This window comes from Brevibacterium sp. ZH18, from assembly GCF_022748595.1.
GTDB lineage: Bacteria > Actinomycetota > Actinomycetes > Actinomycetales > Brevibacteriaceae > Brevibacterium.
The window spans coordinates 1-25,596 of record NZ_JALDSX010000036.1 but is presented as its reverse complement, the minus strand read 5'-3'; the positions used below and the strand labels follow the sequence as shown (position 1 = coordinate 25,596).

The window sequence follows — 25,596 nt, the reverse complement described above, 5'->3', positions numbered from 1 at the left end:
CCCCGGAGGCGGCCACATGGAACGGGACCGCCCAGGGGCTGTCCTGCGAACCGCCCTGCGAGCCGTTGGTCACATGATGACACCGGGACTGCCGCCTCGGCGACGGATCTGTGAAAATGGAACCATGAACTCCAGTCCTCAGGAATCCGCAGCGTCCACGGCGACCGCCAGTGCGCCGACCCACCAGGTCAAGGTCCGCGCCCCCGAACTCATCGGCCGCCGCTGGATGAACTCAGGCGGCAAAGAGCTCAGCCTCGCCGACCTGCGCGGCAAGGTCATCCTGCTCGACTTCTGGACCTTCTGCTGCATCAACTGCCTCCACGTCCTCGACGAACTGCGTCCGCTCGAGGAGAAGTACAACAAGGAGCTCGTCATCATCGGCGTCCATTCGCCGAAGTTCGAGTTCGAGCGCACCGTCGAGGCCGTCGACCAGGCGGTCGAGCGCTACCAGGTCGAACACCTCGTCCTCGACGATCCCGATCTGGTGACATGGCAGGCCTACACTGCCCGCGCCTGGCCTACGCTGGCCGTCATCGACCCGGAGGGCTACCTCGTCGCGACCCTGTCCGGTGAGGGACACGGCGCCGGTCTGGGTGAGATCATCGAAGGGCTCATCGAGGAGCACTCGGCCAAGGGCACCCTGCACTCCGGCGATGGCCCGTACGTGCCGCCGCCAGCCCCGGAGACCGACCTCTTCTACCCCGGCAAAGTCACCCGGCTGCCATCGGGCAACCTCCTCGTCGCCGATTCCGGGCATCACAGCCTCGTCGAGTACGACGCTGCGGGTCAGACCATCATCAGGCGCATCGGCACCGGCGAACGTGGCGCGGCCGACGGCGCCTTCGCCTCGGCGAGCTTCAGCGAACCGGGCGGCATCACAGTGCTGCCCGACGACGTCGCTGCGCAGGCCGGCTACCACCTCATCGTCGCGGACACCGTCAACCACCTCCTGCGCGGCATCAATCTCGACGCCGAGACCGTGACCACGATCGCCGGCACCGGAGAGCAGCACATGGTCGGCGCGATCGACAACGTCCGCGGCACGCATGGCACCGTGGGCCGCTACAACGGTCCCGCCCTCGACGTGAAGCTGTCGTCGCCGTGGGATGTCCTCTTCGTTCCCACCACCGCCGAGGTGGTCGTTGCGATGGCCGGCAACCACACGATCTGGTCGTTCGCACCCGAAACCGGCGCGATCCGGCTGCTGTCGGGAACGATGAACGAAGGGCTGACCGACGGGGACGCCGAAACAGCTTGGTTCGCGCAGACCTCCGGGTTGGACCTCGGCCCCGATGGCGATGTGCTTATCGCCGATTCGGAGACCTCGGCGATTCGCCGCCTCAACCCGGCCACAGGCGCGGTCGAGACCATCGTCGGCGTCGGACTCTTCGACTTCGGCTTCCGTGACGGTCCCGCTGCCGAGGCTCGACTTCAGCACCCCCTGGGGGTGAAGTCTCTGCCTGACGGGTCGATCGCTATCGCCGACACGTACAACGGAGCAATCCGCCGCTACGACTTCACGACGAACGAGGTCTCAACCCTGGCCCGCGGGTTGCGCGAGCCCTCGGACATCTTCGTCGTCGACGGCTCCGATTCGCAGACGAACGAGAGCGGTGAAGCCGAACTCCTCGTCGTCGAATCCGCCGCGCACGCGCTGACGAGGGTGAAGCTGCCCAAGGACGCCCAACGAGTCGACGAGGGAGCACTCACGAGCAAGCGGCCGTCGACGGAGATCGCCTCCGGACCGGTGTCGTTGAGCGTGAGCTTCACGGTCCCCGCTGGTCAGAAGCTCGACGATCGGTGGGGAGACCCGACGTTCCTGCAGGTGTCCTCGACTCCGCCGGAGCTTATCGTCTCCGGCGGCGGGGGAGCGGAGGGGCTGCGCCGTGACATCGTCATCAACCCTGAGCTCGAATCGGGCGTTCTGCATGTGAGTGCACGTGCGGCCGCCTGCGACGGTGAGCCCGGCGGAGAGATCCCGCTCCACGCAGCATGTCATCTCTACCAGCAGGACTGGGGAATCCCTGTCGATCTGGTCGCCGAGGCACCGGCCGAGCTCAATCTCGACCTCCGCGGTGCCTGAGCGAGTTCCGGCAGTCGCGAATCCGGCCTGCTGAGGACAAGCGCAACCCGTCATAGTGGGCGCGCGTGCGAAACTGCGGAATCTTCGAATGCGGGTCCGCTATGACGCAGTGCCTTGGATCGCTGGGTCGCAGGATCGCTGGGGCGCAGGGTCGCTGGGACTGATCCGGCGACTCGTGCCAGACGTTAGGGAGACATCACGGATACGTCGCCCATGCGGCGGGGGTCGTAGCGGACCTGTGAGGACTTGACGACGACCGAGCCGCCCAGGACGAATGAGAGCTTCTCATTGAAATCGTGCTCGGCGGCAGTGACGATGTCGCGGTAGCGTCCTTCGATCCGGACCTCGACAGTGGTGGGTGTGAGTTCGAGGTCATTGCCCGAGGCAGTCAGGCTCACCTGCGGTTTGCGCTCGAGCGACCACTTCACGTCTCCGAGGATCTCGTTGTCCGAGTCGAAGCCGAACACGCACCCCGAGGGGTAGAGCGTCTTGGCTTTCACACAGGTCTGCAGGTGTTCATCGACCTGCTCGCGCACGGTTTCCTCGAGCTTCGCCGTCGGCTCGGGCGAGAGCGTGACGGTGGATGAGTCGGTGGGAGCGGTCACCTCGGCGCGTTCGGCCTTCGACTTCAGGTACATGGCGTCGAAGCCGACGAGGTAGGTGGCGGGAAACAGCACCGGCACGGAACCTGCGGCGACGCTGTAGCCGTTGACGGTCGCCGTCGACGACCCGGAGACGTCGAGGTTGAGCGTTGGCCATTCCTTCTGTTCGATCGCCCACCGATCGAACAGCCCTGCGGCGGCCGGCAGCTTCACCATGGACAGCTTGATGGTCTGAGTCTGCGAGGACAGAACGTAGGTGAGGGTGACTTTCGCATGATCGCCGTTCGTCTCGATCGTCGTCGCCTTCGCGTCCCGCGGCAGATCAGGGGCTGCCGCGAGCACTTCGTGATTGAGTGCCAGCGTCGATGACGGCGTCGGGGACGAGAGGTAGGAGAACGCGCGTTCGGCGTCGCCTTTCTCGATCGCGGAGATGTAGGCCTCGGCCGCGCGAGCCGGTGTGTAGACGGCGAAATTGAGGAGGGGAACAGCCGCGACGGAGAGGACGATGATGACGAGCCCGGCGATCAGAAGATTGCGGGAGGTTCGCATTTCCTCTCCTGATTCTGTGGGGGATGAGGGCTTCTGTGGGGATGGAAGAATTTCAGTTTAGTGGAATTGCACGGTACTCGACTCACCGGAGCGCCGAAACACGCGGAGATCGCGGGCCGAATCCGGGTCCTTGGCTCAGATCGGCAGGACAGTTCAGATCGGCAGGGCAGTTCAGGTCGGTAGGGCAGTGCTGCAAACGAGAGGCCCGGCGTGACCGACGACAGGACCAGGGGTCATTCCACCGAGTAGGCGTGCAGTTGCGAGGTGTCGACTTCGGCGAAGACGTGGGTGCCGACCTTGACGTTCGCGCGCAAGTCGGAGATCGATGCGCCGAGGCCGGGGTGCAGCACCCCGAATCCGCGGGGCGAGCTCGACTCGGGTGCGGTGCGAACGGCTCCGTCGACCCCAGCCAGATCTGCGAGGTCGACGTCGAGTGCGAGTCCCATCTCCGTGTCGACAGGAGACAGCTTGGCTTGGATGCAGGACCCGCGATCGCGGAGTCCGATGACGATGGCCTCGAACACCGTCGCCGAGGTGAACGCCTCGTCGTGCTCGTCCAGTGACAGGAGCGCGCTGCGCCACCCCAGGGTGACGAAGACCTTCCCGTCGAGCTCCGTCCGGGCCTTCACGGCGGAATGCCCGATCGACAGCCAACCTCGGCGGGCCAGACCTGAGTAGACGTTGACACCGCTGAGTTCGGCCGGCAGGGATCCGCGGGGCTCCGTGACGACCTGCTCGAGAGTGCCGAGGGCGACGAGTTCGCCCTTTTCGATATTGGCGACGCCTGCATCGGCGACGGTGAAGTCCGTCAGTGTGTTGGAGCTGAAGACGACTCCGCGCGACTCGGCGGCGACTAGATCGGCCAGCCGATTGCGCAGCCCGGTGCGCACATGCCCCGGCACCGAGGCGAAGGGATCGATGAGGGTCAGCCACTTCGATCCGCTTGCCCAGGCCAGGGCTACAGTGAGTTTAGCGATCTCGCTCGAGTCGAGTTCTCCGATACGGCGCGACAGAATCTCAGGTCTGATCCCGAATTCCGCACATGCCTGTGCCAATGCCGCCTCCCCAGATCCGGCATCGGCGTTGCGGAGGTAACTCCTGACCCACTTGCGCACGCGCAGACGTCCCGACCGGTATCCGGTCGGGATCTGCGGTGGTGGTGCGACGTCGGTCAGGGCAGCAACAGACAGGACCACCTCGGTGGTGCTGTCTGTGCTGCCCATGAGACCGAGCATTGTCCCTGCTCGGAGGCGTCTCAGATCAATCTGGTGCCTGCCGAGGTGCAGCCCCGCCAGGGACAATTCATCGTTCAACGGATCTTAGAACTCCGCAGGATCGTCGGAGGCAGTCATCCGCCGACGGGTGATCACGACTGCTGCTGCACCCACGACGAGGAGTCCCACGCCGAGTGCCAGTCCTGTCATCTCAGCACCGGTGCGAGGCAGGTCGCTCCCGCTTCCGCTGCTGTTGCTGTCACTTCCGCTGCCATCGTCGACGGACGTGCCGTTGGTGACGACGGTGAAGCTGCCGCTCTGCGGCTTGTCGAAGCTCTCAGCCTGTGCGCGGACGTTGTAGGTTCCCAGCACGGCCTTGACCTTGGCCTGCACGCCGAAGGTCGCCTTGCCTTCGGAGTCTGCGGTCTTGGTCATCGTGTACCGATCGACCTTGCCCTGGGCCTGCTCGACGGTGATCGTGATCTTCTCACCGGGCTGTGCGCCGGTGATGCCGAGCTTGATGCCCTTGTTGAGGAAGTCCTCGGAGCTGATCTCGGTCGGATCGATGATGAGCGCCTGGGTCGCCGCGGTGGCGCCCTTCTTCTCCTTGTCCTCAGTGCCGGGGCTGGCCGGTGCAGTCGTCTCCGTGGACTCAGACTTCGAATCCTCCGACTCGGTCGGCTTCGGAGCCTCTGCGGACTCGTCGGCCTTGTTCTTGGACTCCTTGCCGTCGGTCTCAGCCGGCGCCGGAGTCTTCGTGTTCGTCTCGGTGGGCTTCGGAGTATCTGTCTCAGTGGGCTTCGGAGTGCCGGTCTCGGTGGGCTTCGGAGCCTCGGACGCGGTCTCCGTCGGCTCCGGAGTCTTCGTGTCCGTCTCTGCCGGCTTCGGAGGAGCGAGCGGCTGACGAGGCCTCTTGGACTCGGTCGGCTTCTGGCTCGGCTCTTCGGTCTTGGTCTCGGAAGGCGTCGGAGCCGCGGTCGTGCTCGGAGCCGTGGATTCGGCGGGCTCCTCGCTCGGCGTCTTCGTGTCCGTCGGCTCCGGATCAGCAGGCGGCTTTGCCGCTGCGCAGTCGTCCTTGCCGTTGCCTGAATCGTCGACATCAGAGGCTTTCGACACGACCTCGAAGGAGACCTTCGAGGAGTCCTTCTCGCTCTTCGCGTCGGTGAGATAGAGCGAGTAGTCGCCGGTCGGGACCTTCGCCTCTTCGGTAACGGAGAAGAAGTAGGTGCCGGACACCTTGCCCTTCTCGTCAACGGTCAGCTTGGTCTTCGGCGAGTATTTGGTGCCATCGGTGCCGACGACCGTCACGGTCGCCTTGTTATCCGGGGTGAATCCGGTGCCGGAGAATCCGATGCCCTTCTTACGGTTCGCGATGTCGGCCTGGGTGACCTGCGCGTGCGCAAGTGTCGCCTGAGGGTCTGACTTGTCGGGAACCTTGGTATCGGTTTCGGGGTCGGTTGACTGCTGCGCATCATCATATGCACAGAGCGGGCCTGCCGGCACCGAAGCGGACTCTGTCGCTGCGAACGCCGGGGCGCCTGCAAGACCTGTCAATGCAACGGCTACTGCGGGGGCAAGCACAAGACGCGAGGTCTTCACAGTAATGCCTTTCGATTGTTGTCAACCCACGAAAGGCGATGGAACTCCCGGCATTCCTTGGCTTAAGAAGAGGAAGGCACCATCGTGCGCGGGTTCGTACAGGTCCCAACTCTAGAGCATTCACTGGTGGCTGTGGGGAGACACACTGGGGAAATTCAGTAAAAACCACCACTATTGTTATCGAGTCGTTATATTAAACCGGCGTGTTGTGCTGGTTTCGACGAATTCTTCCGCGCAACTGCCTCCGCGCTCTGCACTCTTCGGGTCGGGCCGACTACGATCAGATACGTGACTCTCCTTTCCGATCGCGACATCCGCGCCGAGCTCGACTCCGGACGCATCGCCCTCGATCCCTACGACCCTTCGCTGATCCAGCCTGCCAGCGTCGACGTCTGCATGGATCGGTATTTCCGGCTCTTCGACAACCACAAGTACCCGGTCATCGATCCGAGCCTCGACCAGCCGGAGCTGACTCGCTTCGTCGAGGTCCAGCCCGGTGAACCCTTCGTGCTGCATCCAGGAGAGTTCGTCCTGGCCTCGACCCATGAGCTCGTGACGCTGCCCGATGATGTGGCCGCCCGACTCGAGGGGAAGTCCTCGCTGGGACGCCTCGGTCTGCTCACCCACTCCACCGCCGGATTCATCGACCCCGGATTCAACGGCCACGTGACGCTCGAACTCTCGAACGTCGCGACTCTGCCGATCACCTTGTGGCCCGGAATGAAGATCGGCCAGCTGTGCTTCTTCCGGCTCAGCTCTCCCGCCCTCAACCCCTATGGGTCGCAGGCCACCGGCAACAGGTATCAGGGTCAGCTTGGGCCCACCGCCTCACGGTCGCACCAGAACTTCTACCGGAGGGACATGTGATCTCCCGCCGCGAGCTGCGGAAACAGCAAGAATCTGCCGAACGTGTCGCGGACACAGCGACCGCGGCCGATCTGCGCGGTTTTCACCTTCTGCTCCTCGATGAGGCGGTCGAGGTCTCCGACGTCCTCGCGCTCGTGCACAACAGGCTGCCCGACATCGCCCCGCGTCTGGACGCCGACGGGCAGCTGAAGCTGAGTCGGCATTCGCGACTGAGTGCAGGCGCTGATCTCGACGCGGCTACGGTCGCGGCGCTCGAAGTGCCGGACTGGGCACGGCACGCAGTCGTCATCGACTGCCCGCGTGATCGCGCGCCCGTGCCGCCGCCAGAATGGTTCGATGATGCCGACGGACTCCACGAGGCATTTCCGGCTGGTCTGCCTGACCGGGAGGAAGAGCGCATGCTCAGCCTCATCCTGGCCATCGCCTCGCGGCTGCATCTGGCCGTGCGCTTGGCCGATGAATCGGGCCTGCCGACCCGTGTCATCGTGCCCGACCCGGAGGCGAAGGTCGACCTCTACCTCTACTCCTCGTACTGGCTCGAACCGAGCGTCGCGCTGTCCTTTGTGCGCAGGCATGCCCCGCACGCGTTCCAGCAGTCGCTGCCGACTCCCGACGAGGCTGTTCTCGCGCAGGCGACCCTCGATGATCCACTCTTCGATTCCTCTGCGCCCGTCATCCTCGACGGGTATTCGCTGTTCATTCCGCTCGGTGAGATCGACGAATCGGCCGGAGACATCGAGATCCGCGTGATGGAGGCCGAATGGGTGCCTCCGATCATCGCCGCTCATACCGAAGTGCCACTTGTCGAATACCACGTGCACTGGATGGACGCCGAGTCCCGGCGATACCGGTCCAACCAGAGCCGTCGCTTCCGTCGGATGCGCAACAAGGTTGCCGAACTCGTCGACGCCATCGGTGCCGAGCTCCTCATCGGCAGCGGCGGGACCGGTCTCGATGAGAACGGCTTCCTTGTCTCGAGCAGCCAGCTGCGCGGCTGAACGGCTGTACCTCACCGATCGTAATGTGGGCAGAATGACGGCCCGGAGCCACCTCTTTGATTGGGTGATATTCGGTGTTTCGTGAGAAAATGCTGATACGAACTTCATTTGCGCAATTCATATAAATGACGGAGGTGTCCGCCGGTGATAGTCATGACAGGAGCCTTTTTCGGGGCTGCTGTCATTGCATACCCACTGGTCAGGCTGCTTGGGCGCAACGGGTTCTTCTTTCTTGCGCTGGTCCCGCTCGCGGGCCTGATCCTGAGCCTGTCGAAGGTCCCGGATCTCTTCGGCGCTGCCGGGGCCCCGTGGGTCGAAAATCTCGGTTGGCTGCCTGCGCTCGGGCTCGATGGCGTCTTCCGCCTCGACGAGCTGTCATGGATCATGACGCTGCTGGTGACCGGTGTCGGAGCGCTCGTCTTCGTCTACTGTGCCCGCTATTTCCCAGCGGATGAGCCCGGCCTGGCCCGATTCGCCGGAATCTTCATGGCCTTTGCGGGAATGATGTACGGACTCGTCATTGCCGATGAGCTCCTCATGCTCTATCTGTTCTGGGAAGGCACAACGGTCTTCTCCTACCTCCTCATCGGCCACAGTCAATCCCGTCGGCGGTCCCGTCAGGCAGCACTCCAGGCGCTGATCGTCACCACTGCCGGCGGTCTGGCCATGCTGGTGGGAATGATCCTGCTGACGACGGCGACCGGTACCGGACGGATCTCGACTCTCGTCGAACGTGCGAGCCTCGGCATGGACACCAGCCCTGTGATCGTCACCGCTGTCATCCTCATCCTCATCGGAGCAGTCTCGAAGTCGGCTCTCCTGCCCTTCCACTTCTGGCTGCCCGGCGCCATGGCCGCCCCCACCCCGGTCAGCGCGTATCTCCACGCTGCGGCGATGGTCAAAGCGGGCATCTATCTCATCCTGCGGCTGGCTCCCGGATACCACAATCTGCCCGGATGGTCGGAAGTTCTGCTGACTCTGGGCCTGGTCACGATGTTCATCGGCGGCTGGCAGGCACTCAAGCAGACCGACCTCAAACTCCTGCTCGCCTTCGGCACGGTGTCCCAGCTGGGATTCCTCACCACGATGGCATCCTTCGGTACGCCCGACATCACGAAGGCCGCTCTGGCGATGCTCATCGCGCACGCCCTGTTCAAGGCCTGCCTGTTCCTCTGCGTCGGCATCATCGACCACCGTGCCGGCACCCGTGACCTGACGAAGCTCTCCGGCGGCTGGCGGGCGTTCCCCGTCGTCGCCGTCTGCGCCACGATCGCTGCCGCGTCGATGTCCGGACTGCCGCCGCTGTTCGGGTTCGTCGCGAAGGAAGCGGTCTATTCGACGCTGCTCGAAGCCCCGGACAAATCCTCGATCATCGCGCTCATCGGCGTCATGATCGGCTCGATGCTCACCGTGGCGTATTCCGCCCGCTTCGTCTGGGGTGCATTCTCCTCGAAGGACGGCGTCGACGACATCGCCCGCCGCGACGAGAAGCTCACCCTCGTCATCTCCCCGATCGTGCTCACCGCACTCACCGTCGTGCTGGGCCCCGGAGCCGGCCTCGTCGACGGGTACTTCAACGCGTGGACGTCGACCTTGCCCATCATCGATCCGGGCGATGGCCACTACCATCTGGCGCTTTGGCACGGCCTCGAGCCGGCCCTGGCGCTGTCGGGCTTGACGATCACCGTGGGCATCGGCCTGTTCTTCGTCCGCGGTCCCTTCGCGAAGGTCCAGGCGAGCCTGCCCTCCGGCATCGACTTCCACGACCTCTACCGCCGACTCATCGGGTGGATGGAGAAGCTGGCCCTGTGGGTCACATCGCGCACCCAGCGTGGTTCGCTGCCCTTCTACCAGAGCGTGATCTACCTCGTCCTGGTCGGCGGCGTCGGCCTGGCCGTGATCGAGAACGACACGTGGAACATCGATTTCCAGCTCTACGCGGCACCTCTGGACTTCATCGTCGCCGCGGTGCTCATCGTGGTCGCGATCGCCGCCACCCGCGCTCAGAAGCGCTTCACGGCTGTGGTCGTCACCGGTGTCTCCGGCTATGCGATGGTCGCGTTCTTCGCGTTCACCGGTGCGCCGGACCTGGCCCTGACCCAGGTGCTCGTCGAGACGATCACGATCGTCGTCTTCGTCCTCGTCCTGCGTCGGCTGCCGGCGCGGATCGGGCAGAGCACAGGTCGTTTCACCCCTGCCTGGCGGGCCATCATCGGCGGGGCCGTCGGTGTGACCGTGATGCTCGTCGTCCTCATCGCTGCAGGGGTGCGCGTGAGCGATCCGGTTTCGGTCGACTTCGGTCAACTCGCCTACGAGGTGGGTCATGGCAAGAACATCGTCAACGTCACTCTCGTCGACCTCCGCGTCTGGGACACGCTCGGCGAGATCTCGGTGCTCGTGGCGGCCGGTACCGGAATCGCGGGTCTGATCTTCGTCCGCGGCCGCGAGGGCCATCTCCAGCGCATCGCGACCAAACGCGACGGCACTGACATCCAGGGTCGTGTGCGGTTCCAGCCCGTGCCTGACGAGGTGGGGAACTTCCGCGATCCCGAGCGCGAGAATCTCGCCCAGCGTCGCGTGTCCTGGCTCATCGCCGGACGCACTCTGGCTCCGCGCAATCGGTCGATCATCCTCGAGGTCACCGCTCGCCTGGTCTTCCACGCCGTGCTCATCTTCTCGGTGTACCTGCTCTTCGCTGGTCACAACGAGCCCGGCGGCGGTTTCGCAGGCGGTCTCGTGGCCGGTCTTGCGCTGGTCGTGCGGTACTTGGCCGGAGGTAAGTTCGAACTCGCCGAGGCGGCCCGCTTCACCCCGTCCGGAATGCTGGGAACCGGCCTCATCCTCGCCGTCGTCACCGGCATCGGCGGCTGGTTCTGGGGCGACACGGTGTTCAAGTCGGCCTACTTCGAAGGGGACATCCCCATCCTCGGCCACCTCTCGTTCGGCACTGCGACGTTCTTCGACATCGGCGTCTATCTCATCGTCGTCGGACTCATGCTCGACATCCTCCGGTCGTTGGGCGCCGAGGTGGACCTGCACCAAGAGCGCGACGAGTTCGTCCTGACGACGCGTCTCAACAAGTCCTACAACCTGTCCGAGAACCTCGGGACCGAAGCCGAGCACGAAGCCGTCGAGGAGATCCTCCACCGGGTCAACAACCTCGACGTCGACAATGGTGCGGAAGGAGGCCGACTGTGAGCCTTCCCTTCATCCTGGTTCTGGCCATGGGATTCCTCTTCGCCTGCGGCATCTACCTCATGCTCGAGCGGTCACTGACACGCGTACTGCTCGGCTTCATCCTCCTGGGCAACGGGGTCAATCTGCTCATCGTGCTCACCGCAGGACACGGCTCCCCGCCTCTCACGGACGGAAAGTACCTGTCGACCGTGGGCATGTCCGACCCGCTGCCGCAGGCACTCGTGCTCACAGCAATCGTCATCACGTTTGCCGTGACCGCGTTCCTGCTCGCAATGATCTATCGCTCATGGCGACTCGTCAGAGCGGATTCGCTGCAGGACGACGCAGCCGACCTTCGGGTCGCCATCACGAAGATGATCGACTCCGAAGCGGAGGCGAGCACGGAGTACGACGACACCGAGTTCGGTGACGAAGCTGAGAGTCCGATCATCGGCGCCGTCGACCTCGACGACGACGGAACGCCCGCAGACCGCGGGGACGAGGAGCCGCAGGACGGCGGGCAGCACGCCGGCGGACAGCATGCTCGCGGACTGCAGGACGAGGAACAGGCGGACGACGAGCGCGACGCCAAGAACAAACATGACAAGAACATGCACGACAAGAAGAAGGGGGAGAAGAAATGATCGATCTCCTTCCGATCCTCGTGCCGCTGCCCGTACTGCTCCCGCTTCTGGGTGCCGGTCTGGCGCTCGTGTTCTCGAAGCATTCGCGGGCGCAGAACGTTGTGTCCATCCTGACTCTGACCGCTGTCATGGCTATCGCGCTCATCCTGCTCTTCGGTGTGCACAGCCAGGGTCCGCAGGTTGTGGCGATCGGAGGCTGGCAGCCCCCGGCGGGCATCGTGCTCGTCGCCGACCGACTCTCATCCCTCATGCTCGTCGTGTCCGCGCTGGTCACCCTGTGTGTGCTCATCTACGCCCTGAGCCAGGACGCCAATGATGACTCGAACGAGACGCCGATCTCGGTGTTCAACCCCAGCTACCTCGTGCTGTGTGCAGGCGTAGCGAATGCGTTCCTGGCCGGAGACCTGTTCAACCTCTACGTCGGCTTCGAGATGTTCCTCGTGGCCTCCTATGTCCTCCTGACCCTGGGAGCCACTGCGGAGCGGATTCGGGCAGGCGTCACCTATGTCGTCATCTCCCTCGTGTCCTCGGTCATCTTCCTCACCGCCATCGGCGTCATCTACGCCGCCTGTGGAACGGTGAACATCGCCCAGCTCTCCGAGAGACTGAGCGAGCTGCCGCCCGACGTGCAGATGATCCTCCACGTCCTGCTGCTGCTCGGGTTCGGCATCAAGGCGGCGATCTTCCCACTCTCGTTCTGGCTGCCCGACTCCTATCCGACGGCTCCGGCACCGGTCACCGCCGTCTTCGCCGGTCTGCTGACGAAGGTCGGCATCTACGCGATCATCCGCACGGAGACTCTGCTCTTCGCTGACTCCTCATTGCGCACGCCCCTGCTCATTGCTGCGGCCCTGACGATGCTCATCGGCATCCTCGGTGCCATCGCGCAGTCGGAGATCAAGAGGATCGTGTCATTCACCCTCGTCTCCCACATCGGCTACATGCTCTTCGGGGTGGCCCTGGGCACGACGATCGGACTCTCGGCGGCGATCTACTACACGGTCCACCACATCATCGTCCAGACCGCGCTCTTCCTGGCCATCGGCATGGTGGAAATGCGAGGCGGGTCGACATCGACGAGGTCGTTGGGTGGTCTCATGGTGCTCTCACCTGCGCTGTCGATCATCTTCTTCATCCCGGCGCTCAACCTCTCCGGCATCCCGCCGTTCTCCGGATTCATCGGCAAGGTCGCACTCTTCGCCGCCGGTTTCGCCGACCACGACTGGCTCGCCATCGTTCTGATCATCGCGGGGACTGTGACGAGCCTGCTCACGCTCTACGTCATCGGCCGTACGTTCAACCTGGCATTCTGGCGTGACCCGGCAGATGCCGAGGAGCCGAACGAGGAACTCGTCGCGGAGTTCGCCGAACGCAAGAAGACCCTGCTCGCGGGCAAGACCTGGAAGTCGCAGATCGGCGTACCGAGATCGATGTTCGCAGCCACCTCGGTGGTGGTGATCGCATCGATCGTCCTGACCGTTTTCGCGGCACCGTTGTGGGACCTCTCGGATCGGGCGGCGGAGAACCTGCATTCTCCGGTCAACTACGTCACGAACGTGCTCGGCGGTGATGACTCATGAGCTCGAACAGCCAGGAGCCGAACAGCCAGAAGGCAAACAGCCAGAGACCTGGTGTCTCGCGGACGACGGGTCGACGCCCCGTCAAGAACCGGCAGTCCAAGGGCAGAGGATTCGTCCAGCAGCTCGTGCTCGTGTTCTTCCTCGTGCTGCTGTGGGTGATGCTCTGGGACTCGGTGTCGGTGCTCAGCGTGCTCAGCGGCGTCGTCCTCGCTCTCCTCGTCACGCGCGTCTTCTATCTGCCGCCGGTCGTGCTCTCAGGACGATTCAACATCATCCACGCCGTGATCTTCGGCGCGTGGTTCCTCTACTCGCTCATGCATGCCTCGGTCGAGGTGGCGTGGTTCGCGTTCCGACGACGCGCGGTGGGTGCAGGATCGGTCATCGCCTGCGATCTGCGCACGAGTTCGGACCTGTTGATGACGCTCGTCGCCGACACCGCCAGCCTCATCCCGGGCTCGATCATCATCGACAGCGACAGGGCGTTGGGAGTTCTGTACCTGCATGTGCTCGACTGCGACTCGGAGGAGAAGATCTTCTCGGGCAAAGCGCAGGTCTACCACATCGAGGAGCTGCTGATCCGTGCCGTCGGCTCGCACCGTGATCTGGCCGCACTGCGGGCGACACCGGATCCGATGGGACTGAAGGGAGGCGAACGCCGATGAGCTCACTCGTCTTCGACATCCTCGTCGTCGCTGGTTCGGTGCTTCTGGGTACCTCGGCGATCATCGCCCTCTACCGCATCGTCCGGGGGCCCTCGATCCTCGACCGCATGATCGCCACCGACGTCGTCCTCGCCTCCATCATGTGCGGTCTGGGCGGGTTCATGGCGCTGTCTCACCGCACTGACCTCCTGCCCGTGCTCATCGTTCTCGCGATGCTCGGCTTCGTCGGGTCAGTGAGCGTGTCCCGGTACGTGTCCAAGTCCGATTCCATGACCCCCGGCGCCGAGGTGGGGGCACTGAGCGACTTCTCCTCCTCCGACTGGCACATGCCCAAGGATGCTGAGGACGATTCCACGGACGCCGAGACCGCGGCCGAGAGCGAATGGTTCGAAGATGTTGCCCGCGGCATCTCGGACGTCGCTGACGGTCCCGAAGCCGTCACCGTTCGCGATGAAGCCGAAGACGGTCACAGCGAAGCAGAAGACGGTCACGACGCTCCCGAAGTCGGTCTCGACGTCGGCTCCGACCCGGACGTCGACGGCGAAGGCGAAGGCACAGGCCCGGACCCCGGTCCGGAAGATTCCGACGACAGCTCGCGAACCGGTCCCGAGCCGGACCAGACGGACCTCGATCCCGGCGCGGAAGGGAAACGCCCATGATCCCCGACATCATCTCGGCAGTGCTCATCCTCCTCGGCGGGGTGCTGTCCCTGGCAGCGGCCTTGGGGCTGCTGCGCTTCGGCGATCTCCTCTCACGCATGCACGCCAGTGCGAAACCGCAGGTGCTGGGCCTGCTCCTGGTCGCTGTGGCGATCGGAATCCAGTTCCCGACGTGGGCGACGGTGACGACTCTGGCGATCGTCATCTCATTCCAATTGGTCACAATTCCGGTTGCCACGCACATGGTCGGCCGCGCTGGCTATCGCACCAAGCACCTGCGTCGCTCTATGCTGTATCGAGACGAACTGGCCGAGGCGGTCGATCGGGCCGAGGCCAGGGAGCTGGCCTGGGAACGCAAGAGAGGAATCGGAACGGACCACCATGACGGTTGACAAACCACAGGAGCCACTGCCACTGGTATTGGTCGCCGATGATGAACCCGACGTGCTCGGTGCCGTCGTCCCCTTCCTCGAGAGATCCGGTTTCCGTGTCCTCGCCGCCAGCGACGGTCTGCTCGCCCTCGACGAGATCCACCGACACAACCCCGACGTGTGCGTCCTCGACGTACTCATGCCCGGGGCTGACGGCCGTCAGGTTCTGCGACGCCTGCGGCAGGAGGAGAACTGGGTTCCCGTGCTGCTGCTGACGCAGGTCGGTGAGGCAGTCGAACGTGCCATGGCGCTCGAAGAGGGCGCCGACGACTACCTCAACAAGCCCTTCGATCCGCATGAGCTCGTGGCACGCATCCGCGCAGTGCTGCGCCGGACCCGGTCCGACGGCCCGCCCCTGGCGACGGCTCCGGTGCTGGCCTCGAGCTTCGGTCTGCGCGTCGACCGCGTGGGCAGGCGCGCCTGGCTGGGGCAGCGCGAACTCGTCATCACGCCGAAGGGCTTCACTCTTCTGGAGTACCTCATGGTCCACCAGGACGAACTCATTGAGCGCTCGCGTCTGCTGGAGATCCTGTGGGGCTTCGAAGAGGCAGTGGGAACACGCGCCGTCGATTCGCGCGTCGCCGAGCTGCGTCGAGTCCTGGGCGAGGATGCCGCTGAACCTCGATGGATCGCGACCGTGCAGGGACGCGGATACCGCTTCGTCGGCGAGGTCCGCGGCGAAGAGGGCCCGAGGCCGGTATGACGAAGTTCCTGGTCGTCGAGGTCCAGATCTGGCTGTTCCTGCTGATCCTGTTCCTGGTGCTGGCGGGTCTTGCCGCAGCCGCGTACTTCGGTTGGAGACACCTGCGGAAGCGTGAGGCGCAGCTTCGGGAATCGATCGAGTCCGCCGCAACCGAGGACTCTCTGGCCAAACGCAATCGGATGCTCATCCGACTGGACCACGAGCTGAAGAACCCGCTGACTGCGCTGCGGACGTCTGCTGCGAGCATCCGCGACGTCGTGCGCGAAGGCGGCACGACCTCCGAGGTCGAACCCGCTGCCAAACAGGTCGATGTGTCCTCTCGCAGGGTCGCACGTCTGCTGGCCGATCTGCGCAAGCTCGCCGACGTCGAAACGCGTGTCATCGAGTACTCTCGCGTCGATCTCGATCGACTCATCCACCAGGCGGTCGAAGACGCCTCGACAGCTCCCGGCGCAGAGGACCGCATGATCGTGGCCACGGTCGCCCGAGCCCCATGGCGCTTGCCCGATGTCGCCGGTGAAGAGGATCTGCTGCTGACAGCCATCCTCAATCTCCTGGGCAATGCCCTCAAATACTCGTCACAGGCTGAAGTCGTCGAGCTCCGAGCCAATGAGCAGATCATCGACGGTCATCGATGGGTCGTCGTCGAAGTCGCCGATACGGGCAGCGGAATTCCCCTGGCAGAACAGGAACAGGTGTGGGACGAACTCTCACGCGGCTCCCGCGTGCGTGCCGTCGCCGGCTCCGGCATGGGCCTCTCACTCGTGCGTGCGATCGTCACTCGTCACGGCGGTTCCGTCCAGCTGTTCAGCCAGGAAGGTGTCGGCACCTCGGTGCGCATGGTTCTGCCGGTCCTCGGCGATGCCGCCCAGGCGACGGTACCTCCGATGTCCGAGCACTTCGACCGCGCAGCCGCAGGCTCTCATCCCGTCCAGCCCGTGCAGCTGCCGGATTCGCGTCAGACGCCCGGGTTCCTGCCCCCGCGGCAGCCGAGCGAGGATGAGCTCGACGGGCGGATCCTCGGCAGTCCGCGCCGGACCTCGAAGCGACGTCTCGAACGCGTCGACGGAAACCTCGTGAATCGGACGACGGGGGAGTCGGTCAGCGCCGGTTTCCCTCCGGACTCCGGCCAGCATTCTCAGTTCAAACCAGGCCCGGGCGTGCGCCGTGGGCCTGCCGGACCAATCCCGGGCCAACAGCAGTCGGGTCCGGTCCAGGGTCAACCGCAGTCGGGCCCCGTCCCCGGACCGATGCCAGGTCAGCCCCCGTCAGGGCCGCAGGTGGCATACGGAGCTGGGCACAGTCACCCGGGCCCAGGCTGGCAGAGTCAGCCCACTCCACCGCAGCAGCCACCTCAGCAGCAGCCCCGACAGGGCGATCAGAAATCCGGTCCCGAGTATCCGAGCCGCCGTGATCTGCGGGCCAGGGACGACTCCTGATGCAGGGCAGCTCCAGGGTGCGTGCGGTCGTCGCGGGAACGGCCCTGCTCGGCGTTGCTCTCAGCGGCTGCTCGGTGCTTCAGATCCGCACAGCGGACCGGGATTCGGGGCCGGTGAGAGTCTCTGTGCAGAAGCAGGCAGGCCAGGACCCCACCTCTGAACCGACCGATGGCCCACTTCCCGAGGGAATGGAACGGCAGACGCTCAGCCTCGGCGACGACTGCCCGGTCAAGGTCAGCTTCGCCATCGGAGACGACTGGACTGACGCCTCGACTACCCCCTCTTTTCACGTCTTCACCAGGGGAACGTCGACGGCCGACAACGACGTCATCATCGTCAGCTGCAGCCAGGCCTTCGATGATTCACCGCAGGCCGTTGTCGACGCGAAGCGGAAGTACTCGTTCGCCGAACAGGGCTCGACGGTCTCCGCTGAGCGGACAGGCACGATCGGTGCCGGCAGCTTCTGGTCGTACCAGGGCGTGCTCGGCGGGAGTGAGATCTTCGCGATCAACCAGGAGCCCACCGTCTTGTATGGGGCGCGGATCGGCTATTCGACCAACGGGCGTCTGGTCGACATCGGAGTCGAGATGCGTTCCCTCGAAACGGACACAGCCGCCGCGGAGGACTTCCGGAAGATGCTGCCGACGGTGGAGGTCGACGGCGAGAAGGTTCCCTCCCCAGCGTTCAGGTGACAACCCCGGACTGCCCGGTTGCGGTTCGGGCCACCGGACCACAGGTCCTTCGTCGACGTCGATCATGGTGCTCGGCATCCGATGTCCTTAGGATGGGGACATGACGACCGACGACGCTGTGGACACACTCCTCGACTCCTGCCGCCTGCAAGGCGTCTTGGCGAATGAGAGCGGTCGGGTGATCGCACGTTACTCCTTCCCCAATGCCGAGGGCAACGCCTACCTGACCCATCTCGCCGACATCAGCGGCGAGAAGCCACGGCGGATCACGCGCGGCGATCAGTCTGTCGGCCCTGTCGCTCTGAGCGAGGACGGAACGATCTTCTTCGCAGCCAAACGGTCCGGTGAAGACGGCAAAGACGCCGAGAGTCCGAGTCTGTGGGCGCTGCCGGACAACGGTGAGGCCCGAAAACTCGCCGACCACGACGGTGGCTTCTCTCGGCTCGAGATCAGGGGTGGGACTCTTGTCGTCCAATTCCCGGTCCACACGTGGGCGTCCAACGAAACCGAGCACCAGGAATTCAGCAGCGAACGCACTGATGGCAAAGTCAGCGGCATTCTGCACTCCGGCTTCCCCCTCCGGTACTGGGATCATGATCTCGGGCCGGCGCAAGAGACCCTCGCCGTCGCTGACCTGAGCACGATCCCTGACGACTTCGACGACGGTTCGTCCGTCTTCGACTTCCGTTATCTCGCGCTTCCGCCCGGCCGCCTCGTCGACTGGGCTGTCGACGACTACGCCGGGTTCGTCCTCGTCCAGATGGAGAAGCCGATTCCCGGCCAGCTCGAGGCAATCGAGATCTGGCGCCTCGACCTCGCCGGTGACGGCGCTCCTCGCCAGCTCACCCAGCCCGCTGTCGATCACGGCTTCGAAATCGAGGCCATCAGCCCCGACGGAGCCCGAGCGCTGGTCACCCGCGAGCAGTTCTGGACACCGACATCCAACCTCTCCGCTGCACTCATGCTCCTCGACCTCGAAACCGGGGACATGACTCCGGTGTGGCCCGGTGCCGACTTCTGGTTCGACCCCATCTGGGTCGACGATTCGACGATCGCGGCGACCGCCGACGATCACGGCCGGGGCAGTGTCTTCATCGGCGACGTCGACGACGACCAGCCTCGGCGCTTGGCAGGCGGTCCGGGGCAGAAGTTCACCTTCTCCGGTCTCCAACGACGGGCGCGCACGGTCGTGGCAAGCGCCTCGGCGATCGATGTCGCTCCGCTGCCCGTTGCGATCGATCTGGACTCGGGTGAGATCACCGAATTGGCCAACCCGGCGACGGTGATCGAGGAACACGGCATCCTCACCGAGGTGGAGGCGCAGGGAGCCGACGGCACCGCCATTCGCGCATGGCTGGCACTGCCCGATGCGGAGGGCCCGCACCCGCTCGTGGTCTTCGCCCATGGTGGCCCTTGGGGGTCATGGAACGCGTGGACTTATCGCTGGAATCCGGGTCCTTTTGTTTCCGCTGGGTATGCGGTGCTGCTGCCGGACCCGGCGATCTCGACGGGCTACGGTCAGTCGATGATCGACCGCGGCCAGCAGGAGCTGGGAGGAGCTCCGTTCACTGACATCATGGCGCTGACCGATGCGGCGATTGCGCGCAGCGACATCGATGCTGAACGCACCGCTCTGGCCGGCGGCTCCTACGGCGGATACATGGCGAACTGGGTCGCTGGGCATACCGGGAATCGGTTCAAGTGCATCGTCACCCACGCCTCCCTGTGGAACACGACGTCGATGGGCAGAACCACAGACAACTCCTCATGGGACGTGGCCATGCGGGAGCAGTCGGAGACCTACTCACCGCACCTGTTCGCGGACCGGATTCAGGTGCCGATGCTGGTAGTTCACGGTGACAAGGACTATCGCGTGCCGATCGGCCAAGGGCAGGAACTCTGGTACGACCTGCTCACGCGCTCGCAGACGCCACTCGATGCTGACGGGCAGACGCAGCACCGCTTCCTGTACTTCCCCGACGAAGGCCACTGGGTGGCCGGTCGCGGCAACGCGGAGGTCTGGTATCGCACAGTGCTCGCGTTCCTCGACATCCACGTCCTCGACGGGGACGCACAGCGAGTCCGCGTGCTGGGCTGAAGCGTTGGGATCTGAGTCCGATCCGAACGGAGCCGCGAATACAGCGCCGGCTTCAGCCGCAGATGCGCGGACCTACGCGGTCCCGGCTGAGGTGATCGTCCACGGCGCGATCATCCTCGACGGTGATCCGTCCTCGTTCTCGATCGAGCGCGCCGACCAGTGGATCGCGATGGCTGGGGGAATGGTCACCGCCCGCGGCCGCGGCGACGAATGGATGCGGCTGACCACCTCGGTACCGACAGCCTCGGCGCGGGCAGTCCAGTCGCAGACGAGAGTCATCGATGCCGGCGGAGCGTACCTGGCGCCGGCCTTCGTCGATCTCCACTGCCACGGCGCCGGAGGGTTCAGCACCGAAGACGGGCAGACGGGACCGGCAGAGCCGGGACTGACGGACACTGGATCTGCAGAGCCGGGACTGGAGGACACTGGATCTGCGGAGCCGGGACTGGAGGAGATGCTCGAAGTCCACCGGCGTCACGGGACCCGCGCGCTCGCCCTGTCCTATGTCTCGGATACGGTCACCGGACTGTGCGACTCGCTGACTGTCGGCGCTCAATGGGCGCGGGAGAATCCGGCCGTGTTGGGTCTGCATGCCGAGGGCCCGTTCCTCTCCCCGCGATTCCCTGGCGCGCACTCGCCGGCCGTGCTCACTCCTCCCACCGCCGAGGCGGTCGCGGCGATCATCGCCGCCGCCGACGGTACGCTCGCCCAGATCACCCTGGCCCCCGAACTGCCCGGAGCATTGGATGCGATCCGAACGTTCACCTCGGCAGGGGTGGCAGTGGCGATCGGGCACACATCGGCGACCTACGAGCAGACGGCGCGGGCCTTCGACGCGGGCGCGAGCATCCTCACCCACACCTTCAACGCGATGCCTCGAATCCATCACCGGGAGCCGGGACCGATCCTGGCTGCCGTCGATGCAGGACACGTCACGCTCGAACTCATCAACGACGGAGTGCACGTGTCGACGCCGGCTGCGCGGATGATCACGAATCTGGCGCCAGGCAGAATCAGTCTGATCACGGACGCCATGGCGGCAACGGGCATGGTTGACGGTCAGTACACGCTCGGGTCGCTGCCGGTGCGGGTCGAGAACTCCGAAGCGCGCGTGCTGGAATCGGACGGTTCCGCCGGTGCCATCGCCGGGTCCACGCTGACCTTGGACGATGCGGTCAGGAGGGCCGTCACGAAGGTGGGAATGAGTCCGCTCGAGGCAGTCCGAGCCGCAAGCCTCGTGCCTCTGCGCGCCTTGGGTCTGATCGGGGAGGACGAGCACTGCCTGCTCGGAATCGGAATGCCTGCCGAATACGTGCTCCTCGATGCGGAGATGAACCTGCTGACGAGCGCGGGCGAACGGAACATGGCACGATAGTGGTCATGGATGCCCTGCTCCTCATTGACACGGACGACGCCAGCTTCGCCTCCGACGAGACCGTCGAGATCCTCGGCGACATCGTCACTCGCACGCGCGCGGTGGGCGGTGTGCTCATCTTCGTCTCGACGAAGGAAGACCTCGTCGACGCCGAGGACGAAGAACTCAGTCTCTTCGTCCCTGACGAAGAAGACCTCATCCTCCGCTCAGAGGACCCTGACGTCTTCGAAGGCGTCGGGGACCTGGCTGCTGGACTCCACGACATGGCCGTGGACCGTATCGCCATCGCCGGTGCCGATGACTCTCCAGGCGCGGTCTGGGCCTCGGCAATGGCTGCACTCGTCTGCAACTTCGACGTCATCGTCCTCTCCGACGCGGTCATCGACCCCGAGGGGCAGCCGGTCACGTGGATGGAGGCCGCCGAAGAGGCCGGAGCTATGTGCAAGAAGACCGGAGATACCTGGCTGCGCATGTGAACTGAGCCCTTGGCCCCTCATCGGTCGCACGGCTTGACTCCACGCTGAACGCGAGGCCTGGTGCCGGATTCGCCGCTGCCGCCGAGCACGTGGCTGGTCTTCGGCCTGGCGCCGGAGGCCAACTTGGTTCTACACTGTGTAGAAGATTTGAGATGACTGAGACCGCAGACTGTTGCCCATTGAGCTGAGGACTCCGCGGAAAGGAGGAGCATGACCGGGTGGAACAAGTCGGTTCGTGCTCTCTTCGCCGCGCTCATCACGACCCTCCTGGGGTTGCTCATGCACGTGGGCGCCGGTGGAGTCGTCGCCCCGATCGGCGTAGCCATCGTCTTCATCCTCGTTCTGTGGGCGGCCATGATCATGGCCGGCCGGAGGCTCGGACATCTTTCGCTGGTCTCACTGCTCGGCCTTGGTCAGATCCTCATGCACCTGGCGATGGGTTGGTTCATTTCGGCAGGCACTTCGATGTCCGGCTCGACGCTCGGTCACCAGCACATGAATCATTCGACCGGCACTCTCGACCTGGGGCAGAGTACGGCGATGTCGCATTCGATGTCGCACGCGACCGGTGGCGGCAGCGCCGCGAGCACATCGATGGTGCTCGCCCACGTCGCGGCGGTCCTCATCACCGCCGTCGTGCTCAAACGCGGCGAAGACATCATCCTCACGATCCTGCAGCTGGCCCTCGGCCCGATTGCCACCGCCCTGACAGCCCTCGCCGAGGCGGTCGGCGCTTTGGCCGAATGCCCTGCCCGGCTCGTGCAGGGAGATTTCCACCTGCCGCAGGCCATCACCGCGGCCGTCGTCGGCCCCAACTATCGTCGCGGTCCACCCGTCTTCGCCTGACTTCAGACTTCCACCACCGGCGGTGATCACCGCCGGCCCACAGTATTTGTGGTGACAGCCGAACACACTCGATGGCTTCCTGCCCGAGCATCGTCATGACGGCGAAGCTCAAGCGGCAATGCCCGCATGCCTTCAATGACAGCGCCCCGGGGCGGTGCCCCTGCGCAGAGACCGTCGAGAACCGTGTCCGGCTGCACCAAGAGCGAAAGTGCAGACGACATGCGAAAGACCACCACACTTGCGACCACACTGACCATTGCCGCCCTGATCGGCCTCAGCGCCTGCGGCCAAGACAAAGGCCAAGACTCCGCACCCGAGGAGACGAAGAGCGCCCAAGTCAGCGCCGATGCCGCCGTCAGCCTCGATGATGCCTGGGTCAAAGCAGGACAGGACGGGATGACCGCGGTCTTCGGGTCACTGAAGAACAACACCGACAAAGACGTCACTGTCGTCGAAGCGAAATACGACAACGCCGACATGGTCCAGCTCCACGAAACCGTCGAAGACAGTTCCGGTGGGACCTCAATGCAGGAGAAGAAGGGCGGCTTCACCATTCCCGCCGAACACTCTCTCAACCTCGAACCCGGTGGCGACCACATCATGATCATGGGACTGTCGAAGCCGATCAAGCCCGGCGAGGAGATCTCACTCGACCTCGTCACCGCAGACAGACAGTCCATCACGGTCACGGCAGTGGCTAAGGACTACTCCGGAGCCAAGGAGAGCTACGGCCCGGACGAGGCCGCCAGCGATGGCAGCACCACCGGCAGCAAAGAATCAGATCATGACGAGATGGACCATGACGATATGAGCCATGAGGACCACGGTGACCACTGAGTCCCAGCGCGGCGATCCCACCCGTTGCGACCGGACAGCATCGTCGGACCTCGATACAGGATCTGCTCCAGGCCGCTCCCAGGGCTTCAGCCGTCGACGCCTCATCGCGTCGGCGGCGGTCGCCGGGGGCACCGGCGTCGTCGGGGCGGTATCCGGATTCGGGCTGGGACGGTCGGGAGAGACGAAAGCCGCGGCACAGCCTCGGCGGGATCTCACCGGAGGCAACGGGTCGGTCATCGAACCGTTCTACGGACCGCACCAGGCCGGGGTCGAGACTCCGCCCCAGGCGCACGCGCACTTCCTCGCGCTGAATCTGAAGTCCGGGGTCACGGCCGCCGATGCGGTGCGCTGGCTGCGTCTGCTCACCGATGACGCGGCGGCACTGACTCAGGGGAGGGCCCCGTTGGCGGACTCCGAACCCGAGCTCGCGCAGGATCCAGCGCGACTGACCGTCACGTTCGGGTTCGGGCAGGGACTCGTCGCGCTCGCGGGGAAGACGGCCGTGCCGTCGTGGTTGGCACCTGTGGAGAAGTTCTCGATCGACAGGCTCGACCCGTCGCTGTGTCAGGGAGATATGCTCCTGCAGATCTGCGGCGACGATCCGCTGACCTTGGCTCATGCCAGGCGAATGCTGTGGAAGGATTCCCGTTCCTTCGCTGAGGTGGCCTGGCAGCGGGATGGATTCCGTCGTTCATATGGCAGCCAAGGAGAGGGCACGACGCAGCGGAACCTCTTCGGGCAGTTGGATGGGACAGCCAATCCCGGTCCAGGGTCCGAGGACTTCGCGCGCATCATCTGGGGGAAGGGAACCGGGCGCAAGGACGCTGTGCACTCGGCTCGAGGTGAACCGCCGGGCGACCTCGGCGCTCATCTTCCCGAGTGGATGCGCGGGGGCACGACCTTGGTGCTGCGAGACATCGACATGAACCTTGAGACCTGGGACGAAGCAGATCGCCCAGGGCGCGAGTTCGCGGTCGGGCGCACGCTGGATACGGGGGCGCCGCTGTCAGGAAAGGACGAGTTCGACGTTCCCGATTTCACGGCGGTCGATGAGCGGGGACTGACGAAGATCTCGGCAGCCTCGCATGTGGCACGGGCACGCGATGGGTTGAGGCCAGAGGCCCAGATTCATCGGCGGACGTTCAACTACCAGTCCGGGGCGGGGGAGGACGCCGGCCTTCTGTTCGCGTCCTTCCAAGCTGACATCGACCGGCAGTTCCTGCCGATCCAACGACGCCTCGCCGAGGTGGATCTGCTGAATACGTGGACCACGCCGATCGGTTCCACGGTGTGGGCGATCCCGCCGGGCATCAGCGAGGGAGAGTACATCGGGCAGCGTCTGTTCGAGGGGTGAGCCGCGGTGCGAACCGGAACTCGAGGGACGAGCCGCGGCGCGGTGAGGGTGAGTCAGTATTCGACGAGCGGCCAAGTCAGAACAGAGACAGCGGCAGGGCTTCCTCGTGTTCGAGCAGCCAACGTTTCGTCTCGAGGCCCTTACCGGGCGCACCGCCGGAGTACCCGCCCAAGCCGTCGCTGGCCACGACCCGATGGCAGGGGATGACCACGGGAAGTGGGTTCATGCCCATGATGCTGCCGATGGCTCTGGCGGGGATTCCAGTGCCGCTCCTGGCTGCGAGTTCGCCGTAGGTGACGGTGATGCCTGACGCGACCGTGGCTTCGAGAGTGGTCAGCACGGCGCGTGCGACATCGGACATCTCGCCCAGGTCCAGTGGCAGGTCGAACTGGTGCAGGGTTCCATCGAAGTAGGCACGCAGTTGCTGCAGAGCTTCGGTAACCAAAGGATCATGAGCAGCGCCTGTGACAGCATCGGCGACGGCTGTGTTGGCCGGCAGAGCCTCGCGCCAGGCAACGCGCACGATCGACCGGCCATCGCTGGTGACAGTGATCGCACCGACCGGTGTCTCCACAATTCCCTGTGAGGTCTCGTCGCTCTGTGGTGCATCATGGCTGACCATCGCTCGCCTCCTCGGAGATCCGTGTCGCCTGCTGACAACTTAGCGCACCCTGCTGAGCCATGACAGACGTGTGGTCCGGTCGAGGATTC

Annotated in this window: 22 protein-coding genes; 18 read left to right on the top strand and 4 right to left on the bottom strand. The window is 64.8% G+C overall.

The features are described from left to right. Positions 1-124: 124 nt before the first annotated feature. Positions 125-2,083: an NHL domain-containing thioredoxin family protein gene (locus tag MPN20_RS12540; RefSeq protein WP_242782648.1), complete on the top strand. Its 1,959-nt coding sequence runs from the start codon at positions 125-127 to the stop codon at positions 2,081-2,083. 185 nt (positions 2,084-2,268) lie between these two features. On the opposite strand, the gene MPN20_RS12535 is transcribed toward MPN20_RS12540, so the two are convergent. The 3 genes from MPN20_RS12535 to MPN20_RS17550 all read right to left on the bottom strand — a co-directional run bounded on the left by MPN20_RS12535 (position 2,269) and on the right by MPN20_RS17550 (position 6,047). Continuing rightward, positions 2,269-3,234 carry a hypothetical protein gene (locus MPN20_RS12535; protein ID WP_242782647.1) on the bottom strand — a complete coding sequence of 322 codons (966 nt, stop codon included), beginning with the start codon at positions 3,232-3,234 and terminating at the stop codon, positions 2,269-2,271. A gap of 233 nt (positions 3,235-3,467) precedes the next feature. Further along, the gene (locus MPN20_RS12530) at positions 3,468-4,457 is read right to left on the bottom strand and encodes an ABC transporter (protein WP_242782646.1); all 990 of its coding nucleotides are present in this window, start codon (positions 4,455-4,457) and stop codon (positions 3,468-3,470) included. A gap of 96 nt (positions 4,458-4,553) precedes the next feature. Beyond that, positions 4,554-6,047 (bottom strand): LPXTG cell wall anchor domain-containing protein, encoded by a 1,494-nt coding sequence (locus MPN20_RS17550; RefSeq protein ID WP_242782645.1) that lies wholly within the window; start codon positions 6,045-6,047, stop codon positions 4,554-4,556. A gap of 288 nt (positions 6,048-6,335) precedes the next feature. Here MPN20_RS17550 and dcd point away from each other — a divergent pair, with 288 nt between their 5' ends. The 17 genes from dcd to MPN20_RS12440 all read left to right on the top strand — a co-directional run bounded on the left by dcd (position 6,336) and on the right by MPN20_RS12440 (position 24,885). Next, positions 6,336-6,914: a dCTP deaminase gene (gene dcd, locus MPN20_RS12520; RefSeq protein ID WP_242782644.1), complete on the top strand. Its 579-nt coding sequence runs from the start codon at positions 6,336-6,338 to the stop codon at positions 6,912-6,914. Further along, a complete protein-coding gene (locus tag MPN20_RS12515) occupies positions 6,911-7,912 on the top strand; it encodes a hypothetical protein (RefSeq protein WP_242782643.1) in 1,002 nt (333 codons plus the stop codon). Before dcd ends, MPN20_RS12515 begins: the two co-directional genes overlap by 4 nt. Before the next feature lie 153 nt (positions 7,913-8,065). Further along, entirely contained in the window at positions 8,066-11,110 is a 3,045-nt protein-coding gene (locus MPN20_RS12510) for a Na+/H+ antiporter subunit A (RefSeq protein WP_242782641.1), read from the top strand. After that, the gene (locus tag MPN20_RS12505; protein ID WP_242782639.1) at positions 11,107-11,733 is read left to right on the top strand and encodes a Na(+)/H(+) antiporter subunit C; all 627 of its coding nucleotides are present in this window, start codon (positions 11,107-11,109) and stop codon (positions 11,731-11,733) included. Before MPN20_RS12510 ends, MPN20_RS12505 begins: the two co-directional genes overlap by 4 nt. After that, positions 11,730-13,313 (top strand): Na+/H+ antiporter subunit D, encoded by a 1,584-nt coding sequence (locus MPN20_RS12500; protein ID WP_242782637.1) that lies wholly within the window; start codon positions 11,730-11,732, stop codon positions 13,311-13,313. The genes MPN20_RS12505 and MPN20_RS12500 overlap by 4 nt, the downstream gene beginning before the upstream one ends. Next, on the top strand, positions 13,310-13,975 hold the full coding sequence (locus MPN20_RS12495) for a Na+/H+ antiporter subunit E (protein WP_242782635.1): 666 nt from the start codon (positions 13,310-13,312) through the stop codon (positions 13,973-13,975). The genes MPN20_RS12500 and MPN20_RS12495 overlap by 4 nt, the downstream gene beginning before the upstream one ends. Continuing rightward, a complete protein-coding gene (locus tag MPN20_RS12490) occupies positions 13,972-14,634 on the top strand; it encodes a monovalent cation/H+ antiporter complex subunit F (protein WP_242782633.1) in 663 nt (220 codons plus the stop codon). Before MPN20_RS12495 ends, MPN20_RS12490 begins: the two co-directional genes overlap by 4 nt. Beyond that, the gene (gene mnhG / locus MPN20_RS12485; RefSeq protein ID WP_242782631.1) at positions 14,631-15,026 is read left to right on the top strand and encodes a monovalent cation/H(+) antiporter subunit G; all 396 of its coding nucleotides are present in this window, start codon (positions 14,631-14,633) and stop codon (positions 15,024-15,026) included. The genes MPN20_RS12490 and mnhG overlap by 4 nt, the downstream gene beginning before the upstream one ends. After that, entirely contained in the window at positions 15,016-15,768 is a 753-nt protein-coding gene (locus MPN20_RS12480) for a response regulator transcription factor (RefSeq protein WP_242782629.1), read from the top strand. The genes mnhG and MPN20_RS12480 overlap by 11 nt, the downstream gene beginning before the upstream one ends. Then, positions 15,765-17,207: a HAMP domain-containing sensor histidine kinase gene (locus MPN20_RS12475; protein ID WP_242782627.1), complete on the top strand. Its 1,443-nt coding sequence runs from the start codon at positions 15,765-15,767 to the stop codon at positions 17,205-17,207. The genes MPN20_RS12480 and MPN20_RS12475 overlap by 4 nt, the downstream gene beginning before the upstream one ends. Then, positions 17,207-17,899: a hypothetical protein gene (locus tag MPN20_RS12470; RefSeq protein ID WP_242782625.1), complete on the top strand. Its 693-nt coding sequence runs from the start codon at positions 17,207-17,209 to the stop codon at positions 17,897-17,899. Before MPN20_RS12475 ends, MPN20_RS12470 begins: the two co-directional genes overlap by 1 nt. Before the next feature lie 100 nt (positions 17,900-17,999). Then, on the top strand, positions 18,000-19,997 hold the full coding sequence (locus MPN20_RS12465) for an alpha/beta fold hydrolase (RefSeq protein ID WP_242782623.1): 1,998 nt from the start codon (positions 18,000-18,002) through the stop codon (positions 19,995-19,997). A 4-nt stretch (positions 19,998-20,001) separates the two neighbouring features. Beyond that, complete coding sequence (locus MPN20_RS12460) at positions 20,002-21,372, top strand: amidohydrolase family protein (protein WP_242782621.1); 1,371 nt, start codon at positions 20,002-20,004, stop codon at positions 21,370-21,372. A gap of 5 nt (positions 21,373-21,377) precedes the next feature. Next, the gene (locus MPN20_RS12455) at positions 21,378-21,848 is read left to right on the top strand and encodes a hypothetical protein (RefSeq protein WP_242782619.1); all 471 of its coding nucleotides are present in this window, start codon (positions 21,378-21,380) and stop codon (positions 21,846-21,848) included. Between the two features lie 210 nt (positions 21,849-22,058). Then, complete coding sequence (locus MPN20_RS12450; RefSeq protein ID WP_242782617.1) at positions 22,059-22,694, top strand: hypothetical protein; 636 nt, start codon at positions 22,059-22,061, stop codon at positions 22,692-22,694. Positions 22,695-22,913: 219 nt separating this feature from the next. After that, positions 22,914-23,531 carry a copper chaperone PCu(A)C gene (locus MPN20_RS12445; protein ID WP_242782615.1) on the top strand — a complete coding sequence of 206 codons (618 nt, stop codon included), beginning with the start codon at positions 22,914-22,916 and terminating at the stop codon, positions 23,529-23,531. Positions 23,532-23,634: 103 nt separating this feature from the next. Further along, entirely contained in the window at positions 23,635-24,885 is a 1,251-nt protein-coding gene (locus MPN20_RS12440; RefSeq protein WP_242782670.1) for a Dyp-type peroxidase, read from the top strand. A gap of 76 nt (positions 24,886-24,961) precedes the next feature. Here the strand turns inward: MPN20_RS12440 and MPN20_RS12435 are convergent, their stop codons facing one another. Beyond that, a complete protein-coding gene (locus tag MPN20_RS12435; protein WP_242782614.1) occupies positions 24,962-25,507 on the bottom strand; it encodes a methylated-DNA--[protein]-cysteine S-methyltransferase in 546 nt (181 codons plus the stop codon). Between the last annotated feature and the right edge of the window lie 89 nt (positions 25,508-25,596).

Bases quoted from the DNA above. Each gene is read 5' to 3' on its own strand.
- MPN20_RS12465 (WP_242782623.1), top strand. From the start codon at position 18,000: ATGACGACCGACGACGCTGTGGACACACTCCTCGACTCCTGCCGCCTG.
- MPN20_RS12470 (WP_242782625.1), top strand. From the start codon at position 17,207: ATGCAGGGCAGCTCCAGGGTGCGTGCGGTCGTCGCGGGAACGGCCCTG.
- MPN20_RS12495 (WP_242782635.1), top strand. From the start codon at position 13,310: ATGAGCTCGAACAGCCAGGAGCCGAACAGCCAGAAGGCAAACAGCCAG.
- MPN20_RS12480 (WP_242782629.1), top strand. From the start codon at position 15,016: ATGACGGTTGACAAACCACAGGAGCCACTGCCACTGGTATTGGTCGCC.
- MPN20_RS12535 (WP_242782647.1), bottom strand. From the start codon at position 3,234: ATGCGAACCTCCCGCAATCTTCTGATCGCCGGGCTCGTCATCATCGTC.
- MPN20_RS12530 (WP_242782646.1), bottom strand. From the start codon at position 4,457: ATGGGCAGCACAGACAGCACCACCGAGGTGGTCCTGTCTGTTGCTGCC.
- MPN20_RS12510 (WP_242782641.1), top strand. From the start codon at position 8,066: ATGACAGGAGCCTTTTTCGGGGCTGCTGTCATTGCATACCCACTGGTC.
- mnhG (WP_242782631.1), top strand. From the start codon at position 14,631: ATGATCCCCGACATCATCTCGGCAGTGCTCATCCTCCTCGGCGGGGTG.
- MPN20_RS12445 (WP_242782615.1), top strand. From the start codon at position 22,914: ATGCGAAAGACCACCACACTTGCGACCACACTGACCATTGCCGCCCTG.
- MPN20_RS12475 (WP_242782627.1), top strand. From the start codon at position 15,765: ATGACGAAGTTCCTGGTCGTCGAGGTCCAGATCTGGCTGTTCCTGCTG.
- MPN20_RS12490 (WP_242782633.1), top strand. From the start codon at position 13,972: ATGAGCTCACTCGTCTTCGACATCCTCGTCGTCGCTGGTTCGGTGCTT.
- MPN20_RS12455 (WP_242782619.1), top strand. From the start codon at position 21,378: ATGGATGCCCTGCTCCTCATTGACACGGACGACGCCAGCTTCGCCTCC.
- MPN20_RS12500 (WP_242782637.1), top strand. From the start codon at position 11,730: ATGATCGATCTCCTTCCGATCCTCGTGCCGCTGCCCGTACTGCTCCCG.
- MPN20_RS12540 (WP_242782648.1), top strand. From the start codon at position 125: ATGAACTCCAGTCCTCAGGAATCCGCAGCGTCCACGGCGACCGCCAGT.
- MPN20_RS12450 (WP_242782617.1), top strand. From the start codon at position 22,059: ATGACCGGGTGGAACAAGTCGGTTCGTGCTCTCTTCGCCGCGCTCATC.
- MPN20_RS12435 (WP_242782614.1), bottom strand. From the start codon at position 25,507: ATGGTCAGCCATGATGCACCACAGAGCGACGAGACCTCACAGGGAATT.